We start from the raw sequence: 22,726 nt of genomic DNA, 5'->3' as shown, positions 1-22,726 counted from the left end.
CGAGTCCGACATGACGATTGCCTGCTCCACGCAGGCAATCGTGGTGAACATTCCTCCCAACCGCTAGTATCTGGCAGGTGCTTGCTCCTGCCGCATCCAGGCAACGGCGAAAGCCGTGACATTTTTCAGAAGCCAAAATCGAGCACATACGTCCGGCGCTGAACGAGCGCGTAAATCAACAGGACGGGCAGGGTGGCAAGCGCCGTGGCTGCCATGAGCAGAGGCCAGTTTGTGCCAAGCTCACTTTGCAGCATGGCCAGGCCGACTGGAATCGTGTAGCGCGTTGGAGTCTGGATGATGATCAGGGGCCAAACGAACGCTTTCCACGTCCACAGGAAGCTGAAGGCGCCCACCACGCCGGCCGCAGGTAGGGCCAGCGGGATGAATACGTGCCACAAGACTTGCAGCCGCGAACAACCATCCATGCGCGCCGCATCTTCCAGCGCGCTGGGGATCGTCAGCAGATATTGGCGCAGCAAGAAGATCGCCGTGGGGTGCGCCAGGAAAGGCACGGTCAGCGCGGGCAAGCGGTCAACCCAGCCCAGCCAACGCATGAGCAGGAAGCTCGGCACCAGGGTGACTTCCGTGGGTACGAGCAAGGTGCCCAGGAAAAGCAGGAAAAGCAGGTCGCGGCCGCGGAACTGCAAACGGGCAAAGACATAGCCCGCCAACATCGCAGTGCTCACCTGACCCAGCATAACGCTGCTGGCAACCAGGAGGCTGTTGGCGTAATAGTGCGCCAGGGGAATCACGCGCCAGGCATTGACATAATTACTGAGCGTGAGCAGCCAGGGCCAATGCAGGCTGGGCGCAGCCTGACTGTCAGGCGCATCCAGCACAGAAAGCAGCAGCATCCAGGCGAAGGGCAGCAGCGCGGCGAGTGCGACGACAGAGAGGCTGACATGCAGCAGAAAAGCGGTTGCCGAGAGACGGCGCTTCATGCCAGCACCTCGGCGCGACCCCAGGTGCGGAAGTGGAGCCAGATCAAGGGAAAGAGCAGAATGAAGAGCGCCCACCCAAGCGCCGCGGCATAGCCGAGTTCAGAGAAGGCGAAGGCCCGCTCGTACAGGTAAAGCACCAGGGTGGTGGTCGCGCCGGCCGGGCCGCCGCCGGTAAGAACGTAGACCGGGCCAAAACTCTCCAGGGCGAAAATGCCGCCGGTGATGAGAACGAACGCCGTCGTTGGCCGCAGCAGCGGCAGGGTGACGTACCAGGTTTCGGCCAGCCCGCCCGCGCCGTCCAGGCGCGCAGCTTCGCTCACCTCAGCCGGCAGCGCGCGCAAGCCCGCCAGGTAAACGAGCACGTAATAGCCGGTCTGTTTCCAGAGCGCCATCAGGATCAACGCGGGCAAGGCCCAGGCGGGATCAGTGAGCCAGGCGATGGGGCGCCAACCGAAGGCCTGCCAAAGCAGGGCCAGCGGCCCGACGTAGGGTTGGTAGAGCCAGCGCCAAAAGATAGCCGCTACCACGGTGGTGATGGCAACAGGCAAGAAGATGGCGGTGCGGTAAAGGGTTTGCCCGCGGCGCACCTGATGTAGAAGCAGCGCCAGCCCGAGGGCCAACGGCGTGCCCAGCGCCACGACACCGACCGCGTACAGGATGGTCACGCGTAAGGCGCGCCAAAACTCAGGCGTTTGCACGAGGCGGGCGTAATTGCCCAGGCCGAGGAATTCACGACCGGGGCGCAGCAGCGGCCATTCCCAGAGGCTCACATAGAGCGAAATGACAAGCGGGATGACGACGAAGACCAGGCCGACGATCGCGGCCGGGGCCAGGCCGAGGAATACGGTCAAGCGTTCATCGTGCGTGGAGCGATGACGCCAGACCGAAACGACTCTCGACCTCAACGCAGGCCTGCTCCCTGCAGAAGGGCCGCCAGCCATGACGCATCCGCCTCGGTCAACGGCGGCGGTGGGGGCGCCTGCGTGTAGTCAAGACTCAAATCGTAGTCTGCCTCTTCATACACGGTGCGTAGGGCGCCTCCCAGGTCGAGCGCCACGTCAGGGTCTGGCGGGAGCAAAGGAACGGGTAAGACGGGCAACACATCGGGCATATTGAGCGCCCAAATCTCCATCTGATTCGGGTTGGCGCTGCGCGTCAGGGCCATCGCATAGGTCGAAGTTGGCATCCCAACAAACGCAAACGGACGTGCGCCTCGGCGAATAAGGTCAATTTCGAGTAAGTTCTTGCCGGCTTCCAGCAACGCCCGGCGTTTGGTGCGATAGCGATTCAAGTCTGGCATGCGCTTGTTCGTCGGCGAAATCAGCTCAATGGCGGTGACCAGTTCATTCGAAGCAGCATCACGCACCTCGATGGTTACGAGGCGGCGTTGAATCGGCTCCGGCAGCGCTACGACCGCAGTTGGCGGTGATATGGGCGTGGCGCTTTGGGCGCTTGGAACGGACCATGAAGTTGGACGCGTGGGCGGAGGCCGTTTGACCACCTCGATGTCCGGTTGGCTGCCCGATTTCGGCCTGTCGCCATTGGCGGGCGTGATTTCAAGGCTTTCGGTTGCGTCTCCCACTATGCGAATGGCCAGGCGCGCCACGTATCTGGGCCGCAGAAAGGGTTCCAGTTGGCGGCGTATTTGTGCGGCCAGGGCCAGATGCACGTCTGGCCACAGGTAGCCTTCGAGATACGGATCCATGCCAGCAAACAGATACGGCATCAGCCTCTCCTTTCGACGCGACCGGCCTAGCGGAACAGGTCGAGCTGTGCGGGGCGCACCATCTCCGCGGCGCGACCTTCGCCGGCCAGAAACGGGACGCCGCGCAGGTGCACGATGGGGCGGCCTTCGTCCGTTTGACCCATGAGCAGCGACGCGGCCGAGGCAATCTCATCGGCCGTGCCCACCTCGGAACTGCGCAGGGTCATGCCGAAGAGGTCGGGATGCCCGCGCAGGTCGGTGACCGGCTTGATGCCGGCGACGCCAATCGCCACGCCAACCGCGCCCATGCGCCAGGCGCGGCCGTGGGTGTCGTTGATGACAATGGCAATGTCGGCGCCGGTCGCCTCCTTCAACTGTTGACGCAGGCGCCGCGCGGAGCCGTCGGCGTCTTCCGGCAGCAGGGCCAGGCAGTCATCGCTTTCGCCATCCACGTTGGAATGATCCACGCCGGTGTTGGCGCAAATCCAGCCGGCGCGCTGCTCGGTGATGAGCACGCCATGGGCCGCGCGCACGATGCTGCGGCTGTCATTGAGGATGGCCTGCACATGGCCGGGGTGCTTGCCTGTCAGCGCGGCCAGTTCGAACGCCTGCGGCGAAGGGGTCAAGTCGCGCCAATGCACCAGGCGCCCTTCGGCCTTGGAGACGATCTTCTGCGCGATGACAAGCACATCGCGGTCTTGCAGGGTCAGTTCCGCGCGCGCCAGCCCCGCCAGGATGATGGCGGCCAGGTCATCGCCGGGATGGATCAAGGGAATATCGCGCAGTGCGGTAAGCACAAGTTGTGTTTGATTCAAAGGACCACTCGTTCAGGTATCCGCTTCCGCGGCCTGGCGAAGCGCCAGGAAGGCCTCTTTTAGGGGTTGACTGACCGCGCTGTCAGGTTCGATAAGTACAAGTTCTTGATAAGCATTTAGAAAATTGAGGCGCACACGGTGAAATAGATGCAGGAAATGGCGGAGGAAACCACTGCAATTTAGGATAGCAATTTCAATACCACCCGTGCGCGCATAAGCTTCGTTCGCGTAGTTGCGGACGTGTTCATCAATCGTCTCGGTTGTAACAAAAATGTAGTTGTGAAGTTTCGACTCGGCCAGGGCAATTTTGTGTAGCGCACGATCCACATCGTCAAGTGTGACGCGCTTCATTTTCATCTCGTAGGCGGTGACAATGCGATCGTCGTTCGTGAGGCACACCTCAATATCGCCAAGCGCGCCAGTCTGTTCGTCAGCCGCTGTGTGCCTGTGCAAGGGCAAGACTCGCTCGCCAAATTTTACTCCCGCGGCCTGATAGGCTGCGACAATGATAAGCACCGGGAGTCGGCTGGAGTTCTTGCAGTTAAGGTGCTGTTCGATCAGTAAAATGATTTGTTCAGACGAGAGTGGAAGGGCATCCTCTGATTGACCAAGTCCTCTTAGTAGGGCCTGCATCCGGTCTTCTTTCTCATTTCGCATGATTAGCAGAAGTCGGATGATCTCAGTCAACAAGTCGTCGGCGGTCACCTGTTGGTTATGAACATCCTCCAGAAGTTGTAGGGTTTCGACATAGAGTCTGCGAGGGCGCCCGATAATGATCATGTCAGTTGTCAGTGGGCGGTTAATGTTCCGAAAAGCGGGCGTAAGAAATGCGGTGGTTGAATTACAGGGGAGGCGATGCAGATTGATGAAATGAGAAATGTAACCTTCATCATATGACCGCCCAGAGAATGAATCCGGTGTCCCGATTTCGGTGTAGGGCTTTCGAGGGTCTATGTCAGGCCGATCCATTTTGGCCAGCATACACGCCATGAGCAAGCGCGTTCCAGCCCGGTTGCGCAGACAACGACAGACGTATTCAATTTGTTCGGCAACGCTTGGATTGTCCAGAAACGATTTATACAAGCTTTGCTCTGCACGTTGTAAGCTGACTTCAAGAACTTGCTGCAAGTCACTCATGCCCGCTCCGGTCTCTTGCGCCACGAATGTTTCTGCTTAGTAGCAAGGTCATAGTTGGTCCAGAGAGCTTCCACACGTGTCCCCTTGGTTGAATGGATAGTCTTGGCCGCAGCAACGTGTTTGATCCACTTGGGCGCCGGGTACAGCTCTTCCATCAAGTCACACTGATAGTTTGAGATGGCGACCATGCCTTTGACCTGATTCAGGACGGCGGCTAATGTCCGGTGCTCGTCGTCGGTCATCTCATAGCCGTAAGCGCTGGTGTCGCTGCGGGTCAGGTGGACATAAGGCGGGTCGCAGTAGAACAGCGTGTCGGGCGTGTCGTAAAGTGGTATCACATCAGCGGCCGGGCGGTTCTCAATCTGTACGCGCAGTAGTCTTTCGGCAATGAGCGGCAGATCATCAACGCCACCCAACCAACGACTCACAACGCCGCTCATGCCGCTGCGACTGGTATTGCGGCAGTTGGCCCAACGACCGACGCTCGCCGTCTGCGCCAGGCCGGTGCGCACCTGGCGTGCACGCACGTAGAAGCGCCGCGCTCGCTCCAGCGGGGGTTGAGCGGGATCCAACTGGCAGGCAAGCATGAATTCTTCACGCGAGAAAGGGGTCAATCCAATCGCTTCGATCAAGCGATCCTTCTCTTGGCGCAGAACACGAAAGAAGTTGACGACCTCGCCATCCAGGTCATTGTAGGTTTCCACGGGCGATGGGGGCCGGTTCAATAGCACCGCGCCAGAACCGGCGAATGGTTCGCAGTAATGGTGACACGTCGGCAAAAGCGGCAACAGCCATTCTAAGTGCGAGAATTTGCCGCCGTACCAGCCAAACGCGATCACCTTGCGTGTTGTGAGGCCAGAGATCGGCGGCGGCGAGGTGCGCTTGGCCGGAATGCGCGGCGCCTCGTCCTCAGCGACTGGCTGATCGGTTGCGAAAAGGCTTTCTTGAACTGCTGCTCTCATGACACCTATGCCCGAACCTACTTAGCCCCGCAGGACGCCGGTGAGGCGGATGCCGGCGCCTTTAACCTTATGACGGATGTTGATGCCGATCAGCACCGAGGTCATGCCTTCGATGACGCCGGCGTTGGCCAGCGGCCCGGCGTCGAACGCGTCCAGGCCGGCCAGGCGGGCCAGTTCGATGGCGACCTGCTTGGCCTCCTTGCTGTTGCCAGCCACCAGCACATCGCAGTCCAGGTCATGATCCGGATCGCCCAGGTGTTCGGCTGAGATGTTCTGGAACGCGGCCACCACCTGCACGGCGTCTCCCAGGAAGTTCTGCGCTTCCATGCAGGCCGAGCCGGCCGCGGGCAGTTGCACGGTGCTGACCTTGGGCGGCACGAGGGGCACGGTCACGTCAAGCAGGATTTTGCCTTGCAGCGCGTCTTTGACGTCGCCCAGGGTGGCCAGGTGCGCAGCGTAGGGCACCGTCAGCACGGCGATGTCCGCGGCTTGCGCGGCGCTGTGATTGTCCGTCCCGCTGAGCGGATGCGGTACCGCGCCGATGCGCTCGTTGAACGCGTCCGCAGCCGCGGCGCCCTTGGCCGCCAGGCGCGAGCCGATGATCACCTTGAGTCCGGCTCGCGCCCAGCGCATGGCCAGGCCGGAGCCTTCCGCGCCGGTGCCGCCGAGCACGGCGATGGTTTGGTTGAAAAGGTCACTCACGATTCACCTGCGATCTGAAAAATGGACGGGAGACAAGGTTCGCGTCAGGGAGTTAGTCCGGTCGTGGGCCAGGTAGCACTGAACGCGGCGCTATTGTAGCCGTGAACTAGCCGGAAGTCAATAGAAGATCAAAACCTGGCGGCTGGAAAATGCTGCAACAGCTCGGCGTTGGTTGGATACTGCTCCAGGAGTTTCAGAAGATGAGTGAGCGCCTGCCGGGGCGGGTAGTCGGCCAGGGTGCGTCGCAGCGTGGCCAGGTGTGCCATGTCCGTCGCGCTGACCAGCCGTTCTTCCTTGCGCGTGCTGGTGCGGTGAACATCAATCGCCGGATACAACTGTTCTTGGGCCAGGCTGCGGTCCAGCACAATCTCACTGTTGCCGGTGCTCTTGAATTCCTCGTAGATGAGCTGATCCATGCGCGAGCCGGTTTCGATCAGGGCTGTCGCCAGGAGCGTGACTGAGCCGCCGTGTTCGATGTTGCGCGCCAGGCCGAAAAATCGCCGCGGAATCTCCAGGGCCGCGGCGTCCATGCCGCCGGAGAGGCTGCGCCCCCTGCCGCTGCTGCGCAGGTTGAAGGCGCGCGCCAGGCGTGTCAGGCTGTCGAGCAGCACAACGATATCGTTGCCACATTCCAACTCGGTGCGGATGTGCGCCAGCAGCAGCTCGGCCAGGGCTGTGTGTTCGGCCGGGCTTTGATCGCTGGAACTGGCAAACACCTCGGCCGCCACCGCGCGCCGGAAGTAGGTCAGTTCCTCGGGACGCTCGTCAATGAGCAGGACGACGATGCGCGCGGCCGGTCGTTCGGCGCGGATGGCGCGCGCAATCTGCTCCAGCAGCGTGGTTTTGCCGGCCTGGGGTGGGGCGACAATCAGGCCGCGCGTACCTCGGCCGATCGGCGCCAGCAAATCCACTGCGCGCATGGCAATGTCGCCGCCCGCGCCGAGGTTGAAGCGTTCGTTGGGATCCACCGCCGTCAACTGCGTGAAGGGGATGCGCGCCCGGAAAGCTGCGGGCGACACGCCGCAGACCGCGGTGACAGCCGCTAACTCGCGACCTGCGCGGCCCTGCTTCACCGGCCCGGTGACGGAGGCCCCCTCAACCAGGGCGTGTTCTTGCACCAGCGCCGCGGGCACCAGGACATCGCCCGCGGCTGGCTGCACCGCATTGACCAGGCGTACGCCGCCGCGGCCGCGGCTCAGAATTCCGCTGGCGATATCAGACATTGGTCGTCACGATCGCCTGCACTCGTCCGACCCGGCCGTCCTCCAGCATCACTTTGATGCCATGCGGATGAGTCGAACTGCTGGTCAGGATGCGGGCCACGACGCCTTCGGTCAGCGCGCCGCTGCGCTGATTTTGCTTTTCTATGATCCGTACTCTCAAGCCAGCTTGGATGTCGCTGCGCAGCGGCGTCAGATAGGCGCTCATGCTATTTCTCCAGATGATTCCACAGGTAGGTCGCAAGGCGGCCGGCGACCTGGTTGACCGCTCGAATGGTCCGATAGACGCCCGTGGTGATTGTGCGCTGTAACTGCTCAACCGCGGTGACGTCGCCTACGACGCTCTTCATCGCAGTTAATACAGCATATGGCTGCTGCGCCAGGGCTTGATGCGTCTCGCCAATCGCAGCGACGGTTACATCAACCGCCTCGGTCGTAAGGTCGCTGGCGCCGTGCAATTGTTGCAGGGTTTGCTGATCCATCGTTACGCCTTTTCATCCTTTTGCCCCACGCCATCCGCGCAGCATTGCTTGATCTGGGCATAGACTGCCGGATCGCGCGTTAGCTGCAGGTGATGGGTGTGGGGTAAAACCGTAAGGCTGTCATCGGTCGCGGGCGCAGATGCGTCCGCTGCTTGTCGTCGCGGGTGAACAGCCGGCACGGCTACCAAGCCATCGCCTAACACACGGGTGGCTAACTGCCGCGGATCCTCGGTCAATGCGCCGACGATCAGATGATGCCGGGCATGGGGAAGCCAGGGCATCGGCCCTTTCTCGGCTGCGTCGCCGCTGCCTGCTTCCGTGGTCAGCGGCTGGGTCAGGCGCAGGTCTTTGACGCCCTGGCTCCAGACATCGAGCACGTTGCCCAGAAGCCGGGTAATCGGATGAGGCACGGCGTGCAGAACCGCGGTCGTTGCCTGACCCAGGCGGGCCAGGCGGGCGCCTTCGTGCGGCGTGCCAAGATAGAAGACCTGGCTCACGCGCATGACCCAGGCTGCCCGTTGTTGGGCGCCGATATGGCAGGCGCTGCGCAGAATCAGGCCGCCCATACTGTGCCCGATGAGCAGAATGTCTTCCACAGGCATCGGATAGCACGCCATCAGGTCGTCCAGCAGAGCTGCCAGGCGCGCGCCGTTGTCTGCCAGCGCCAGCCCGGTGTTGTAGCGCACAAAAAACGGCGTATAGCCAAAATCCTGCTGCAGCAAAGCGCCGTAGGAGGTGTCATGCCCAGGGTTGGCGGGGTCAGGATAGAGCCAGATGCCTTCGTGGCAGCTCAGGCCATGCACCAGGATGCAAAGTCTGCTTGTCGGCTGCGGGTGCGCGGTCAGAACGGCCTCGGCCGTCAACGGCAGCGGCCGGCCCAGGTGGTAGAAAGCCATGTCAATCGCCAGACCATTCTGGCTGGCATGCAGATGGTCGCCCACCAGGCCGTTGGTCAAGCTCGCCATCCAGGCTGCCCACACAGGCGGGCTGGACGGTTGTTGGTTGGGCACGCTGATCTCCTTCATGCTGTCAGGACAGCGCCCAGAAACGCTGCCACGTCTGGCTTGCAACCTCACGGCTGGCCGCGCCAATGGCTTGTTCGTCCAGGAAGAGCAGCTTGCGGTCGCGCATCAGCACCTGGCCGGCGACCATCGTGGTGGTGACGTGACTGCCGTCCGCGCCAAAGAGGACGTGCCAGGGCAGGTTGGCCGGGGTTAGCGGGGTGATCGGCACGTAATCGAGCAAGATGATGTCGGCATAGGCGCCGGGCGTCAGTTCCCCAATCGGCTTGGGGAAGAACTGGCGCGCCAGGGCTGCGTTGTTCGTCCACGCCATCTGCGCAATCTCACTGCCGGTGGCGACGCGCGGATCGCCGCGCCAGGCTTTGTGCAGCAGGTACGCGGTTTTCATCTCGGTGAACATATTATTGGAAAAGCCATCGTTGCCCAGAACGACCTTCATGCCGCCGCGCAGCATGGCTGGCACATCGGCTACGCCCACCGCGTTGTTCATGTTCGACCGCGGCTGGTGTGAAACCCAGGCGCCGGTCTCACGCAGCAGCGCCATCTCCCACGCGTCCACGGCGATGGCATGCGCCACAATCGTCCGCAGTCCCAGGATGCCGCGGCTGGCGAGGCGGTCAATCGTGCGCTGACCGTATTTGCTCAGGCTGTCATTCTGATCGGCCATTCCTTCCGCGGCGTGGATGTGAAAGCCGGTGTCCAGCCCTGCGGCCGCGTCCACGCACGCCGCCAGGGTCTCGTCCGACAAGGTGAGCGAGGCATGCAGCCCAAAAGTGGCGGCCAGGCGGGAGGAGAAGGAGTTTGGAGATTGGAGATTGGAGATCGAACCTAGGGAAGACGCATCTCGCGCCGTCTCCTGATCTCTGATCTCAGGTCTCTGATCTCTAGTCTCTGATCTCTGGTCTCTGATCCTACCTAGGAAACGTACATTCTCTGCGATACCAGCCTGCGCCTTCTCTTGGCCGTCCCGATCCGTCACTTCGTAGCAGAGGCAGGCGCGCAGGCCAGATTGAGTCACCGCGTCGGCGATCAGGTCGAGCGAGCCGGCGATGACATTGGGGCTGGCGTGATGGTCAATCAGGGTCGTGGTGCCATGCCGAATGGCGTCCACCAGGCAAACCAACGCACTGAAGGTCACACCGTCCGCGTCCAGCGCCTTATCCAGCGTCCACCACAGGCGGCGCAGAATCTCGGGGAAGTCCTTGGGCGGCTCGCCGGGAATGTAGAGGCCGCGCGCAAACGCGCCGTAGAAGTGCGTGTGTGCGCAGATTTGCCCCGGCATGATGAGCTGGCCGTGGGCGTCGAGGCGCGGCGCGTCCGGGTTTGCCGCTTCCAGATCACGCGCCTGCCCCACGGCCTTGATTTCGTCGCCTTCCACCAGGACGGCGCCCTGCTCGATGATTTGATTGGCCGCGCCCAGCGTGATGACGGCGCCGTTCGTAATCAGTGTTTGCACGGTGAACCTCATTAGCCCTCTTGTTTGTGCCAGCCTCTCATCTCTGGACGTTCGCCCAGGCGGTCGCGGGCGATTTTGCTCTCGCTCTGCACGCCGTCCACCTGATCCCAAAACGGCGTCATCAGACCAGCCATTTCCTCAGCATGGTCTTCCATCAAGAAATGCTTGGCCTCGAGCAGATGCATCTGCGTGCCTGGAACGCGCTGCGCAAACCACTCGCCATGCGCGACGGCGATGGCCGGGTCGTGCCTACCCCAAATTACCAGCGCCGGTTTGTGGAGCTGGCGCAGGCCCTCGTCCAGGAAGCGCTCCTTTTCGACGGTTGTCTCGAAGCCCTGCATGATTTTGAAGAAGCTCTGCTGCCCGTTGTTGTGCACCAGCAGGCGCCGGTAAACCTGCATGTCGGTCAGGCTGACGCTGTACTTGCCGGTGGTGCCCATGCTTTGCCAGGTCGAAAGCATCAGCCGCGGCTGCAGCATGGCAAAGGCCAGGCTGTTCAAACCGCCGGTTGCCAGCATCTGCATGACGAACGGTTTTTTGAACGCGCTGACCTGTGTCGGCGCGTTCAGCAGCGTGAGGCTGGCGACCTTGTCGGGGTTGCGAATCGCGAACTCCAGGCCAATCGGCCCGCCGATGTCGTGCATGACTAGGTGAACCGGTTGGAGCTTCATGGCGGCCACGAAATCGCTCACGAATTGAGCCAGCGCGTGCCACGTGTAGTCGCGATCCGCCGGCTTGGCCGAAAGTCCCAGCCCAGGGAAATCAGGCGCCAGCACAAAATGACGCCCGACGGTCAAGGAGATCAGCTTCCGGTAGAGGTACGAACTGGTCGGCACGCCGTGCAGCATGACCACCGGGCTGCCGTCCCCGCGGTCGCCTTCGGTGCGGTAGAAAATGCGTTCCCCGTTGACGGCGACATACGCCCCCGCCGCCTCGTGCGCACGGAACTGCGCGTCGGAATCACGAACCTGCATGGATAAATATCCTCATTCTTCAGGAAAATTCGCGGCTCAAAACTGAAGCCTGATGTCTGATGCCCAAACCTTCTTGAGACGGAGTCATCGGCCTCTACCATGACTCCCAACGGGAACAGGAATAGAGATTGCTCAAGGCAATCGAGACGTGACAAGCGCACCGTGGAAGGAACTCGCAGTCCACTGGTGCTCCATTCCTGCAGACCCACGTCAGTTGAGGAACGCGGGCTTGCCGATGTGACCAGGGCCACAATGGCGTCCTCGGCATCGAGCCACAAGATCAGAGTGGGACGCCTCTTGGATGCCCTGGCGTTGGTAAAGGGAATGTCGGCGATCCAGAATTCACCGGGGCGCATAGTCATCATAAAGCCCCTCGTCTTCTGGCGCGTAGGCGTTCAGAAACGCAGCGTGATCACGAATCGGCGGCGATTCCAGAGGGGCGTCGAGTGGCTTGATGATCAATACCCAACGTCCGGATCCAACGCTGTCAATCAGCCACTCTGGCAAAGTCAGTTGCTCGCCCGGTTCCAGCTCGACCTCGTAGGTGAGGTTCATGAGTGCGCTTTTCATCAAGGAGTGTCCTCCTAATCTTCAGCCTGAAAATTCCATCGGTACGATTCAGAGGTCTTGATCTGATATCATCCCCGCGCGGCGCGAATCCTGGCATCAATGTCGGCGACCATCGCCTGATGCGCAAGCCACCAGGCCGGGTCCCTCTGCGCATCCAGTTCTTGCACGGTCTTGCCCTGCTGTTCCACCCAGGTGTAATACTTCAGGTTGTGCCAGCAGGCGCGGGCGTGCTGCGTGCCCTCGCGGATCCAATCGGTCTTTTGACCGTGGAAGATGGACTCGACGCGCACGGCCGCCTCGGTTTCATCCATGCGCCCGTAACATTCGGTCATCGAAGACATGACGGAGTAATAGCGGTCAATCGCGTCGGTGCAGATGGTCACCACCGTCTCCTGACTGCCCAGACCGTAGAACTTGGCCGTTTTGATCGCACCCAGCACGTTGCACACGCCGCTGATGCCAAAGATCGTCGAGAGATTCTGCACGGTTTCTGCCGGGATGCCGTAGCGCCCGCTAAGGGTTTCCCAGCCGGCCGGCTCGGTCAGCAGCTGCAATCCCTTTTTGCACTCGATGTCATCTATGCACATGATCGCGTCCATGTTGAGGACGTTGTGAATCCAGGTGACGTGCTTGTCGCCGATGCCCTGAATGTCGTGGCTGCCGTAACCGTTGTCGTACATCGTGGGGCACTGCACCGGTTCCAGGCCGATGATGCGATGATCGGGCCACACCTGCTTGAGCCGATCGCCCGCGGCAATCGTGCCGGCCGAGCCCATGGCCGAACAGTACGCGGCCACCTTCCCGTTGCCGATGCCCTGGCTGTGCAGGAGCGCGGCCAACTCCACAATCGTATTGCCAGTGACATAATAGTGGAAACGGTAGTTGCCCATCACCTCGAACTGGTTGAGCACGCGCACCTTGGGATCGCGGCGCAGCTCCCAGGTCTTGTCGTAGATTTCCTTGACATTCGATTCCGAGCCGGGCGTGGCGATGACGCGCGCGCCGTAGCTCTTGATGCGGTCGAAGCGCTCCTGGCTCATCTCGGCTGGCAGCACCACGATGCCATCGAAGCCCATGCGGCAGCCCACCCACGCGCCGCCAATGCCGTAATTGCCCGTGCTGGGCCAGACCAGCGTGTGCTGGCTGGGGTCCACCTCGCCGAACAACTCCTTCTCCACCAGCACTGAGTAGGCCGCGCCCACTTTGTGCGCGCCGGTGGGGAACTCCTTGCCATACAGGACCACGATGTTCGCGTCCACGCCGGTCAGGGCCTTGGGCAGCACCTGGTAGTAGGGCGTATTGGCCGCATCCTTCCAGGTGATGTTGAACAAATTGATTGGATCGAGCGGGTCCTCGGTCTTCATGCGCAGCGCGCGCGCGCGCGTCGCCGGCGCAATGGTGTCAGGGTGCAGCATTTCGTCGAAGGTGGGGCCGGTGATCATTGATTTGTTCGTCATGAAGCGGTTTGCCTGGTCTTTCTTTGGGTCTTATTTGGTCGTGCGTGGCAGTCGTCCGACTTTCGCCACCAGTTTCTGATAACGTTCCAGAATTTCAGGGACTTCCAGGGCTTCGGCAAATTGCTCGATCCAAAAGCGAATGTAGTCCTGATCCAGTTGACTCCCTTGTTCGATGAGCAAGGCCTCGATGTCGAGCCAATCCTTCTCTCGTTGGCTGTAGACTTTCTGAATCAACAGGTCGTCGGCTGAGCAAACCCACGCCGACCATCCGCCCATGTCCTTGCGCACAGCTCTTTCAACGATCTGTTCCTCGTAGCCGGGTCCGGCCAACAAGAAATCAACAATAACCTGATCAATCTCCACCGCAACGACAAACGGATGCGCCTTAAGATGCGCTCTGGCGGGTTCAGGAAATGCGGCGCGGATGGCCGCACGCGTCCTTGCATAATCTGTATCGGGCACCAGGACGCGAATGTCAACGTCACGCGTGGCGCGCACAAAGCCCCATTGGGCCAGCGCAATCCCGCCAATGATGGCGTAACGGTGGCCCGCTCCTTCCAGGAACTGAACGGCTTTACGCAGTGGGGCAATAAGGTGTGCTTCCATTTCCGACCCCCTGTGCGCGTCTTCGGGCGTTTACTTTTTGGACATTCGCATGATAGGTTTCCCACTCTCTTATCTTTTGTGTCCGATCGTATTCGTCTGGTGGTGCGGTGCGCATGCAGAACTCCCACAGAGCAACGTACTGCTGCCACGTCTCCAAGTATGACCGGCTGCCGGCGTTGAGCGACTGGTCCATCAATTCGGCCTGGTTCCACAGGGAATACATCCGCTGCCAGGCGCGCACCATCTCCTTGTTGCCAACCAAACCACCTGCCGGATCGTAGCGCTTGATCAGGCCATCGAGCTGATCCGTGACGGTCTCCATCTCGCGCTCCAGTTCATCCAGTCGGTAAATCGTGTGCGGAGCAGGTTCGGCCACCCGCTGCGTGGGCGTTGGCTCAGCGCTTGGCCCTTGGAGAAGATCAATTTCCTCTGGTTCGTTCATCCCTCACCTGACCTGGATTGTCTTGAGCGCTTTTTTCACCGCGGCCAGCGTCGGCTCGATGATGGTTGCTTGCCCGCTGGCTTTCATCGCGCTGCCGATATCCTTCAACCCATTGCCCGTAATCATCAGCACCACGGTCGCCTCCGGCGCGATGGCCGATCCCTGATCTCGCATCGCCGCCTGCAGCCCCGCCAATGCCGCGGCGCCGGCCGGCTCGGCAAAGACGCCTGTCAGCCGCGCCAAGAGCGGGATGGCGGCCAGGATTTCGGCGTCCGTTACCTGGATGGCCTTGCCGCCCGTCTGCCGGATGGCGCGCAGCGCGCGCAAGCCGTCGCGCGGCAGGTCCGCCGCAATGCTGTCGGCTACGGTGGTCGCCTGCACCGGGGTGATGTCGTCCGCGCCGCTGGCCCACGCGTTGTAAATCGCCGACGAGCCGCTGGCCTGTACGGCCATCAGCTTCGGCAGCCTGTCAATCCAGCCCAGCGCCAGCAAGTCCTGCAAGCCGCGGTGCAGCCCGGTGATGATATTGCCGTCGCCCACGGAGACGAAAATAGCGTCTGGCGCCCGCCACTGCAGCTGTTCGCAGATCTCGAACGCAGCCGTTTTCTTGCCTTCTACGGTATAAGGGTTGTAGCCGGTGTTGCGACAGTACCAGCCGAACTCCTTCGACGCGGCCAGGCAGAGCTCGAACGCGGCGTCGTAATTGCCATCCACCAGGAGCACGGTCGCGCCGTAGGTCAACAGCTGCGCCACCTTGGCTGAGGGCGCGGTTTTGGGCGCAAAAATCACCGTCGGCTGCCCGATGCTGGCCGCCAGACCAGCCAGCGCGGCGCCGGCGTTGCCGGTGCTGGCTGTGGTCACAATGGACGCGCCTTGCTCTTGCGCTTTCATCAAGACCAGCGCGCTGGCGCGATCCTTGAACGAGGCCGTGGGATTGCGACCATCGTCCTTGACGAACAGATTGGGCAGGCCGAGCCATGCGCCCAACGCCTGCGCCTGGTAGAGCGGCGTGCCGCCGACATGCAGCGGCGGCGCGGCCGCGTCTGCGGCAATCGGCAGCAGCGGCCGGTAGCGCCACATGGACAGGTTGCCACTGGCAGCCAGCGCGGCCCGCGGTGTGGCGGCCGCCATGCCGGCGTAGTCGTAAACGGCATCCACGATGCCCGCATCACCGTGGCGCGGGCAGACATACTCGATTTCGTCTGGCGCGTAGGTTGCGCCGCACACGCTGCAGCGCCAGCCAAGTAATCGGTTCAATCTTGTTCTGTCTCCAACTCGGACAGTGGCCCATAGACTTTGCACGCTAGCTCCGATCCCAATAACAGGTCTGCCAGGCGACGGCGCAACTCGGTCTCGTCCGCCTGGGGATGGCGTTGACGCAAGCCGCTCAGAGCCAACTGTTTCATGGGCTCGAACATTTGGCCCACCATCTCCGCCTTGCGCCACGATGGTGCGTTGCGCATTAACGCCAAGTGCAAGCGCTCTATGTCCGATGGGTGTCAGACAGAGGTCGTGCTATCATGGATTGCTCCCGTCGAAGTCGCTTTGGCCGTTGTGCGATTGGCCGATCAAGTGCTTTCATTCACTGGCCCTTAGCCAGGATTGGTCCACCGACCGCCTATGGCTTGGTCAGGATGATGTCGGCCATGAACTGGGCGTGCAGATAGGCTATCTGCGCAGCGCCTTCGTTTGGAATCGGCTCGATTTGCTCATTGCCATTGACATCTTGACCGTCTAAAACGCGTTTCGCCAGCGAAGCGGCCTCGCGTATCTGCGCGTTCACGTCGTTCAGGTTCGACGCCTGGGCAATCTTCAGCGATAAGTCACGCAAACTGGTGACCCACTCGCTCACGTTGCGGGCCGCGATTTGAACATGCGCCGCATGGAGCTTGATGTTAGGGGTGGCATCCGGGGCGCCGGCAGCCAAAGCGGCATGTTCCAGCGTGCCCTGGATGTAGCCAACATGGACACCGTTGGGAAACAGGCCGAAGCCATCGCCAGGGTTGTACACCACGCCGTCGCCGTCGAGATCGCCCGCATGCTCACCGCCATTGCCCTCGATCAGGTTGATGATCCCCTCAGCCGCCTGTTTGACCTGCCCCAGGTCCTGCGCCTGCAGCGCGGCGAGTTGCGCGGCCGCGGTTTCCTGCAAGCGCTCGGTCTGGCCGCGGAGGCCCACCACGTAGCCGATATTATCCGGGGTGTCTTCTCGCGCCACCAGCAGATGGCCGATGTGCATCAAGGCTTGGGGCGGCAGCGCTCCTTGCAGCAGAACCGTCGCCGACGGCAGCGGGTTGTTGTCTGGCGCGGGTTCCAGGGTGACCGCGGCGGCGTCGAAATCAGCCACCAGGATGCCGCTGTTTGGCTCGGCGAATTTGACAGTGCCCTGGCCGTTGTTGAACGTGACAACGCCCATGCTCTGGCGGCGCTCATCGCCGCGCAACAGCCAGACCTCAACCTGTGTCCCAGCCGCTGGCGTGGGAAGGCCGGTCAACGTCGCCTCGGCCTGATCGGACAACGATGCGCCGTCGCTGAAGCGTACGAGGGACAGGTCGTCCGTTGGCATCGCCATCCCACCCCCTTGACGGCCGCGCAGCGCCAAAAAGGCGCCGACGATGATGATCAACGCCACGGCCGCCAGCGCGGGCGCCAGCCAACTGGGCGCAGCTCTGGCAGGAACCGGGGCGGGCGTTTGACTCGCCGGGGTTGTTCTGCTCGCCGTGGATGCGACCGCGGCCGGCCGCGCCGTTGGCTCGCCTGATACCAGGGTCGCCGCTGGATCGAACGCGGCCATCGAGTTCACCAGTGTAGTCTCCGAACTGGTCACGGCCGCCTGGAACGCGGCCGCCATCTCGCTGACGCGGCTGAAGCGGGCCGCGGGGTCTTTGGCCAGCGCCTTTTGAATGACCGCTTCGGCGGCCGCCGGCAGCTGCGGGTTGAACTGGCTTGGCGGCGGCGGCGGCTGGGTGAGATGCTGCATCATCACCGCCGTTGGTGAATCTCCTTGAAATGGGACGCGGCCGCAGACCATCTCGTACAACACAATCCCCAGCGCGTACAGGTCGCTGCGTGCGTCCACTGGCTGACCGGCGGCTTGCTCTGGTGCCATGTACGCGGGCGAACCCATCACGCTGCCGGTGGCGCTCAACTGCGCCGCATCGCTCAGAATCTTGGCGATGCCGAAATCGGTCAAAACCGGCTCACCCTCGGCCGTAAACATGATGTTGGACGACTTGATGTCGCGATGGATGGCGTCACGCTCGTGCGCATAGTCCAGGGCTGAGGCCAGCTTCGTCAGCAGGCCCGACGCTTCGGCCAGCGGCATGACAGCCCCCCGGCTGCGCCACTGCGCCAGGCGATCCTGCAGCGTGCCGCCGTTCAGGTATTCCATGACCATGAACGGCTGCTCGTTTTCGATGCCAAAGTCGTAGAGCTGCACGATATGGGGATGGCGCAGCGAGGCGACGAGCTGTGCTTCGCGGCGGAACCGCTGATCGAAGCCCTCCTGGCTCGCCAGGTGCGCATAGATCACTTTGATCGCGACCTGGCGATTGAGCAGTGGGTCATTGGCTGCATAGACCTCTGCCATTCCCCCGCGACCCAGGCGACGAGTAACAAGGTAACGACCAAAAGACTGGTTTGGCGGCATGAAATGGCGTCCTTTCATTCTTCTGCAGACTGAGAGGACGCCATTGTAACATCAGAACCATTGCAGGTCAAAGACCTTGCCAACGTGACGGCATTGTCCGGCCCGGATGCCGCACCCACGACAATGAGTGCGTGCTGGTAGTTCACGACTCCGGCGTGACGGTGTTGTCCGGCCAGGAGGCCGCACCCACGACGATGATACGCATTCGGAAGTCTTCTCTTCTTATTCGTTTACAATCCATGTCCCGGTTTCGCCATTCAGCGCCCGTTCGATGTTCTCCGGGTTGGTGATGAGGGTCTGGCCGTGCGGCGTTTTTTCCAGGTACTCAATGGCCGCTTCGATCTTTGGGCCCATGCTGCCCTTGAGGAAATGCCCCTCCGCGTAGTAGCGCTTGGCCTCGGCCAGGGTTAAGCGGTCTAGCCACTGCTGATTCGGCTTGTTGAAGTTGATCGCGACCTTCTCCACGCCGGTCGAGATCAGGAAGAGGTCAACGCCCAGCTCAGCCGCCAGCAGGCCGCTGGCCCGGTCCTTGTCAATCACCGCGCCCATCGCGCCCACGCAGCCGCGCAGCTCACCTTTTTGATTCTCGAACACCGGAATGCCGCCGCCGCCTACGCTGACCACGACGTAGCCCATGTCCACCAGGCTGCGGATCGCATCCAACTCCACGATGCGCCGGGGGATGGGAGAGGCTATCACGCGGCGCCAACCGCGCCCGGCATCCTCTTGCACAACCCAGCCATCCGATTCGAACTGGCGCGCGCTGGCTTCGTCGGCGAAGCCGCCAATGCCTTTGCTGGGATTCTTGAAGCCCGGATCGTTGGCGTCTACCACGACCTGGGTGACGACGGCCACGCACTGGCGTTGCATCTGGCGGCGGTGAAACTCGTTGTCCAGCGCCTGCGCCAGCATGTAACCGATGGAGCCTTGGGTATCCGCGCCGATCAGATCAAGCGGGGTGGTGTGAACCTCGTGGCTGGCCAGCTCGTTGCGACGCAGGATGAAGCCGACCTGCGGGCCGTTGCCGTGCGTTACGATCAGGTTCCAGCCGCGCTCGATCATGCCGGCGATGTGCGTCGTGGTCGTGCGCACCGCATCCCACTGGTCGTCAACCTTTTGGTGCTTGGTGTCCGCAATCAGCGAGTTGCCGCCTACGGCCACAATCGCGGTCGGCAGGCGTGAAGTAGACGTCATTGTCATGATCACCTCAAGAATGGGAATTGTCGGTTTGGGCGTCGCGCTGCCGTGCTTCAGCGCCGTGCGCTAATGGTACAAGGAAGGATGGAGAATGTCAAAAGAGACTCTCCAAGAACAAAGCAAGTGTGCGCCCGCTGCCCTGATGTAGACTCTGCGTTCATGCCTTCTTTGGGCCATCGTTGGCTGACGACTGGCTGCTGTTGTTCGATGATGATAACCAGCCCGTCGCTGCGCCAGGACGCCAGCGGCTGGATGCACCGGGGCGGCGGCGCCTGCGTAACGGCAGTCCGCAGATTTTGGTGCAATGACAGGTAAACGGAGCGAGCAACAGCTATGTGGGCGCCGCCCTGGGGAGGCGGATCAGCCGTTTTCAAGACGTAAGCGTGAGACTAAGATGAGACTAAGATGAGACTTTTCCGCTTGAAATCACAACGGCAAAGGGTTAGACTAAGTATGATGCCTGTGTTCGTGATATTCGCCGTCGTTGGCGCGCTGAACGCCAACGCAAGACCAGTGCAACAGGAGGAAATGATGCGCCCTCGTTGTTCGTATCAGAGATTCTGCACGACCATACTGTCTTACACCCTTGGTGTGATCGCGCTAATGACTGGGGTCATGCAAACCGCCAGCGCGTCAACCCACCCATTCACAGGGCCGAGTGATTTGGCAACACGCGCGGTCTCGAGTTCGGTGGCAGGGCCGAGGCCAGCGGAGACCAAGTCACCCAAACCCACGGCGCCGCTTCCCCTCTCAGGCGAAGCGGCGCCCACGCTTGCAGCAAGCCTCGCCCCGGCCAAGCCGGACTCTTTAGTCCTGATCGAGTACGAAACCTTCGAGTACGTCTGGCCTGGTCCCGGCTGGAGCGTCACCGGTTGTGGCAATGCGTGCTGGGACGATGACGATTACCGTTCCTACGCTGGCTCCTGGGCGGCCTGGCCCACGAATGAGGGAACGAATGGTTATGATCCAATCTTTGGCAAAGACGATTATTTGTACAATCAGGACACACGCATGATCTATGGCCCGTTTTCCTTGTTGGGCGCTACCCAAGGCGATGTGGACTTCCAGCTGTCATATCAGATCGAGAACGGCTGGGATTACCTGACCCTGGAAGTATCTCCAGACGGCTGGGGGGCATGGACCGAGCTGCAGCGCTGGACCGGGACTAACCCCGGGTATCCGGGCTTTGGTTATCAGGACATCTACTTCAGCCATTACGTGGGAGATAGCACGGTCTGGCTGGCCTGGCGCTTCCACAGCGATTCAAGTGTCGTTTATGACGGTCCCTGGGTGGATGAGGTTCACATCTGGCGCGTGATGCCCGAACCGACAGCGACTTCCACCCCCACGCGCACCCCGATCCCACCTACTGCGACCCGGACGCCCACGTTCACGCGCACCCCCACGCGCACGCCCGTCCCCACCAACACCCCCACACCGAGCAGAACGCCCACGCCGACGCCGGTGACGATCACGTTTTCAGGAGATGTCACCTATGTGGATGGCGGCGTATCCTACCCGGTGCCCTATGTCGAAGTCTTCCTGAAGGATGCGGCTAACAACGGCATCCTGCGGACGGGGTGGGCCGACATCAACGGTCATTACGTCTTTCCTGCCGTGTCCCTCCAGCCTGGCGGCAATGTTTATGTACATGGCAAAGCCAGCAACGACCATCTGACCATCGGCGCGGATCCGTTTGGATCGGTCTACTCGAAAGACGGACGTACGCAGGGGGTTACCGCAAACCCTCAACAGACAGTTCACCTGAAGATTGAAGATAATCCCAACACGCCCGAAGACGACACGGGTTCATGGATGATCATGCGCACGCTAGAGACGCATTGGGATCCTGGTTGTACGGGTGTGACAGTCTACTGGCCTAGTGTGCTTGGCCCCTCAACCATTGGGTGCTCGATCCATCTGCGCGGAGGCGACGATCAGGATCAGCGGGATCCCGACGTAATCCTGCATGAGTACGCGCATACCAAAATGGGACCTGAGTACGGCTATTGGCCGTGTGGCGGTTTCTGTTATCGTTTACAACATCCCTGGAATGTCTACTCTGATCCCAATTTCGCCTGGTTCGAGGGCTGGCCGGATTTCTATCAGGGCATGGTGCAGAATGAGGGCAATTATGTAGACAGTAGTTCAGGAGGCGGTTTCGCCATCAACCTGGAGACGGACCCCCACAATTGGGTTCTTGGCACCAATGTCGAAGGCTCGGTAGCGGGGTTGCTGTGGGATCTGTTCGATCCTGTCAATCCGGCGGAGAATGACGATATCCAACTGACGGTCAATGAGATCAGGAATGGATACAGCGACCTGATTGCGACGGGCGCCTACAACCAGGGAGCGCACACCGACAACATCTATGAGGAATTCTGGCAGAATCTGCGCAACCGGGGCAAGACGTGCTCCCAGCTCTGGAACACATTCAACCGCTTCAATATCCAGACCGGCTGCGCGCCGACGCCAACGAACACGCCGACCATGGCGCCTACGGCCACGCCAACGGCGACTCGCACCTGGACACCCACACCGACGCGGACGCGCACACCAACCGCAACGCCCACGCCAACCCGCACGCCGACACCTGCGCCAACCAGTACACCAACGGCAACGGCGACGACAACCCGCACGCCGACCGCGGCGCCAACGGCCACCCCGACGGCCACGTCAGCGTGTGTGGCGGGCGATTATGTGGTATCCGGGAAAGACCCGAGTATCAGCCAGGTGACCGGGGTGGCGGGCCGCATCCTGGTGCGCCAGAATGACCAGGTCATCACGACGGGGAGTGAGTTGCAGCGGCTGCTGTGGCTGCGTCAAGACGACAGCAACGGGATGCAGTTGGGCTGGCGGCGCCTGAGCAACGGCAGTCCGCAGATTTTGGTGCAATGGCAGGTAAACGGGGCGAGCAACAGCTACGTGGGCGCCGCGCTGGCGGCGGGAACGATGCCGCGCTTCGAGATCGTCAAAGAGAGCAGTGTGTGGCATTACCGGGTAGATGGGGTGGATGTGGCCGGGCTGCCGGCAGCGGCCACCACCTTGAACCTGACGAATCTGCGCCCGCTGGCCGTGGGCCGTGCGCGCAACACGTGCGACCAGGCAGGGACGACGTTCCAGGAACTGCAGTGGACCCAGGGAGCGTGGAGCAACTGGGGGGATGTGGCGCAGGAGATGGACAACCACCCCGGCTTCTACTTCTGCCGGGTGTCCGCCAACCAGTTCAAGGTCAATCCTGATGCTATTTCTTGCCCTTAGCGGCCGCGCTTGCCCGTGTAGCAAGGGGAAGACAGGCGCACAACCGCCCGGCGGTGTGGCCGGCTGATAAAGCAATCCCCGAAACGTGGGTGACTCAAAGACCTGAAAAGGGACAAGGAAGCGAGTTC

22 protein-coding genes are annotated in these 22,726 nt (G+C 61.6%); 1 reads left to right on the top strand and 21 read right to left on the bottom strand.

Features of this window, described 5'->3' with window-relative positions; all coding sequences use genetic code 11:
- Positions 1-125: 125 nt before the first annotated feature.
- The 21 genes from ACPQ6D_RS08345 to ACPQ6D_RS08245 all read right to left on the bottom strand — a co-directional run bounded on the left by ACPQ6D_RS08345 (position 126) and on the right by ACPQ6D_RS08245 (position 19,334).
- A complete protein-coding gene (locus ACPQ6D_RS08345) occupies positions 126-941 on the bottom strand; it encodes a carbohydrate ABC transporter permease (protein ID WP_423223855.1) in 816 nt (271 codons plus the stop codon).
- Positions 938-1,846 carry a carbohydrate ABC transporter permease gene (locus tag ACPQ6D_RS08340; RefSeq protein ID WP_423223854.1) on the bottom strand — a complete coding sequence of 303 codons (909 nt, stop codon included), beginning with the start codon at positions 1,844-1,846 and terminating at the stop codon, positions 938-940. The genes ACPQ6D_RS08345 and ACPQ6D_RS08340 overlap by 4 nt, the downstream gene beginning before the upstream one ends.
- Positions 1,843-2,667, bottom strand: a complete 825-nt coding sequence (locus tag ACPQ6D_RS08335; protein WP_423223853.1) for a DUF4058 family protein — start codon at positions 2,665-2,667, stop codon at positions 1,843-1,845. The genes ACPQ6D_RS08340 and ACPQ6D_RS08335 overlap by 4 nt, the downstream gene beginning before the upstream one ends.
- A 26-nt stretch (positions 2,668-2,693) precedes the next feature.
- On the bottom strand, positions 2,694-3,461 hold the full coding sequence (gene cofE, locus ACPQ6D_RS08330; protein WP_423223852.1) for a coenzyme F420-0:L-glutamate ligase: 768 nt from the start codon (positions 3,459-3,461) through the stop codon (positions 2,694-2,696).
- Positions 3,462-3,473: 12 nt separating this feature from the next.
- Positions 3,474-4,598 carry a DNA methyltransferase gene (locus tag ACPQ6D_RS08325; protein ID WP_423223851.1) on the bottom strand — a complete coding sequence of 375 codons (1,125 nt, stop codon included), beginning with the start codon at positions 4,596-4,598 and terminating at the stop codon, positions 3,474-3,476.
- Positions 4,595-5,560, bottom strand: a complete 966-nt coding sequence (locus ACPQ6D_RS08320; RefSeq protein WP_423223850.1) for a DNA adenine methylase — start codon at positions 5,558-5,560, stop codon at positions 4,595-4,597. The genes ACPQ6D_RS08325 and ACPQ6D_RS08320 overlap by 4 nt, the downstream gene beginning before the upstream one ends.
- Before the next feature lie 21 nt (positions 5,561-5,581).
- Positions 5,582-6,262, bottom strand: coding sequence for an NADPH-dependent F420 reductase (gene npdG, locus ACPQ6D_RS08315; RefSeq protein ID WP_423223849.1), 681 nt, complete (start codon positions 6,260-6,262; stop codon positions 5,582-5,584).
- Positions 6,263-6,390: 128 nt separating this feature from the next.
- Positions 6,391-7,485, bottom strand: coding sequence for a transcription termination factor Rho (rho, locus tag ACPQ6D_RS08310; RefSeq protein ID WP_423223848.1), 1,095 nt, complete (start codon positions 7,483-7,485; stop codon positions 6,391-6,393).
- Positions 7,478-7,690, bottom strand: coding sequence for a YwbE family protein (locus tag ACPQ6D_RS08305; RefSeq protein ID WP_423223847.1), 213 nt, complete (start codon positions 7,688-7,690; stop codon positions 7,478-7,480). The genes rho and ACPQ6D_RS08305 overlap by 8 nt, the downstream gene beginning before the upstream one ends.
- Before the next feature lies 1 nt (position 7,691).
- The gene (locus ACPQ6D_RS08300; protein WP_423223846.1) at positions 7,692-7,964 is read right to left on the bottom strand and encodes a hypothetical protein; all 273 of its coding nucleotides are present in this window, start codon (positions 7,962-7,964) and stop codon (positions 7,692-7,694) included.
- Between the two features lie 2 nt (positions 7,965-7,966).
- Entirely contained in the window at positions 7,967-8,974 is a 1,008-nt protein-coding gene (locus ACPQ6D_RS08295; protein WP_423223845.1) for an esterase/lipase family protein, read from the bottom strand.
- A gap of 19 nt (positions 8,975-8,993) precedes the next feature.
- Positions 8,994-10,442, bottom strand: coding sequence for a putative aminohydrolase SsnA (gene ssnA, locus ACPQ6D_RS08290; RefSeq protein ID WP_423223844.1), 1,449 nt, complete (start codon positions 10,440-10,442; stop codon positions 8,994-8,996).
- A gap of 11 nt (positions 10,443-10,453) precedes the next feature.
- A complete protein-coding gene (locus tag ACPQ6D_RS08285) occupies positions 10,454-11,416 on the bottom strand; it encodes an alpha/beta fold hydrolase (RefSeq protein ID WP_423223843.1) in 963 nt (320 codons plus the stop codon).
- A gap of 342 nt (positions 11,417-11,758) precedes the next feature.
- On the bottom strand, positions 11,759-11,986 hold the full coding sequence (locus ACPQ6D_RS08280; RefSeq protein WP_423223842.1) for a hypothetical protein: 228 nt from the start codon (positions 11,984-11,986) through the stop codon (positions 11,759-11,761).
- 68 nt (positions 11,987-12,054) lie between these two features.
- The gene (locus tag ACPQ6D_RS08275; RefSeq protein ID WP_423223841.1) at positions 12,055-13,443 is read right to left on the bottom strand and encodes a PLP-dependent cysteine synthase family protein; all 1,389 of its coding nucleotides are present in this window, start codon (positions 13,441-13,443) and stop codon (positions 12,055-12,057) included.
- A 30-nt stretch (positions 13,444-13,473) separates the two neighbouring features.
- On the bottom strand, positions 13,474-14,049 hold the full coding sequence (locus tag ACPQ6D_RS08270) for a nucleotidyltransferase (protein WP_423223840.1): 576 nt from the start codon (positions 14,047-14,049) through the stop codon (positions 13,474-13,476).
- Complete coding sequence (locus ACPQ6D_RS08265) at positions 14,018-14,491, bottom strand: hypothetical protein (protein WP_423223839.1); 474 nt, start codon at positions 14,489-14,491, stop codon at positions 14,018-14,020. The genes ACPQ6D_RS08270 and ACPQ6D_RS08265 overlap by 32 nt, the downstream gene beginning before the upstream one ends.
- Before the next feature lie 3 nt (positions 14,492-14,494).
- The gene (gene thrC / locus ACPQ6D_RS08260) at positions 14,495-15,748 is read right to left on the bottom strand and encodes a threonine synthase (protein WP_423223838.1); all 1,254 of its coding nucleotides are present in this window, start codon (positions 15,746-15,748) and stop codon (positions 14,495-14,497) included.
- On the bottom strand, positions 15,745-15,909 hold the full coding sequence (locus tag ACPQ6D_RS08255) for a hypothetical protein (protein ID WP_423223837.1): 165 nt from the start codon (positions 15,907-15,909) through the stop codon (positions 15,745-15,747). The genes thrC and ACPQ6D_RS08255 overlap by 4 nt, the downstream gene beginning before the upstream one ends.
- 200 nt (positions 15,910-16,109) lie before the next feature.
- Positions 16,110-18,140, bottom strand: a complete 2,031-nt coding sequence (locus ACPQ6D_RS08250; protein ID WP_423223836.1) for a serine/threonine-protein kinase — start codon at positions 18,138-18,140, stop codon at positions 16,110-16,112.
- Positions 18,141-18,362: 222 nt separating this feature from the next.
- A complete protein-coding gene (locus ACPQ6D_RS08245) occupies positions 18,363-19,334 on the bottom strand; it encodes a carbamate kinase (RefSeq protein ID WP_423224129.1) in 972 nt (323 codons plus the stop codon).
- A 618-nt stretch (positions 19,335-19,952) separates the two neighbouring features.
- On the opposite strand from ACPQ6D_RS08245, the gene ACPQ6D_RS08240 reads away from it, so the two are divergent.
- A complete protein-coding gene (locus ACPQ6D_RS08240; protein ID WP_423223835.1) occupies positions 19,953-22,598 on the top strand; it encodes a hypothetical protein in 2,646 nt (881 codons plus the stop codon).
- Positions 22,599-22,726: the final 128 nt, after the last annotated feature.

This window comes from Candidatus Amarolinea aalborgensis, from assembly GCF_900491745.1.
In the GTDB taxonomy this organism is placed as follows: Bacteria; Chloroflexota; Anaerolineae; order SSC4; family Amarolineaceae; genus Amarolinea; species Amarolinea aalborgensis.
This window is presented reverse-complemented; position numbering and strand designations above follow the sequence as displayed.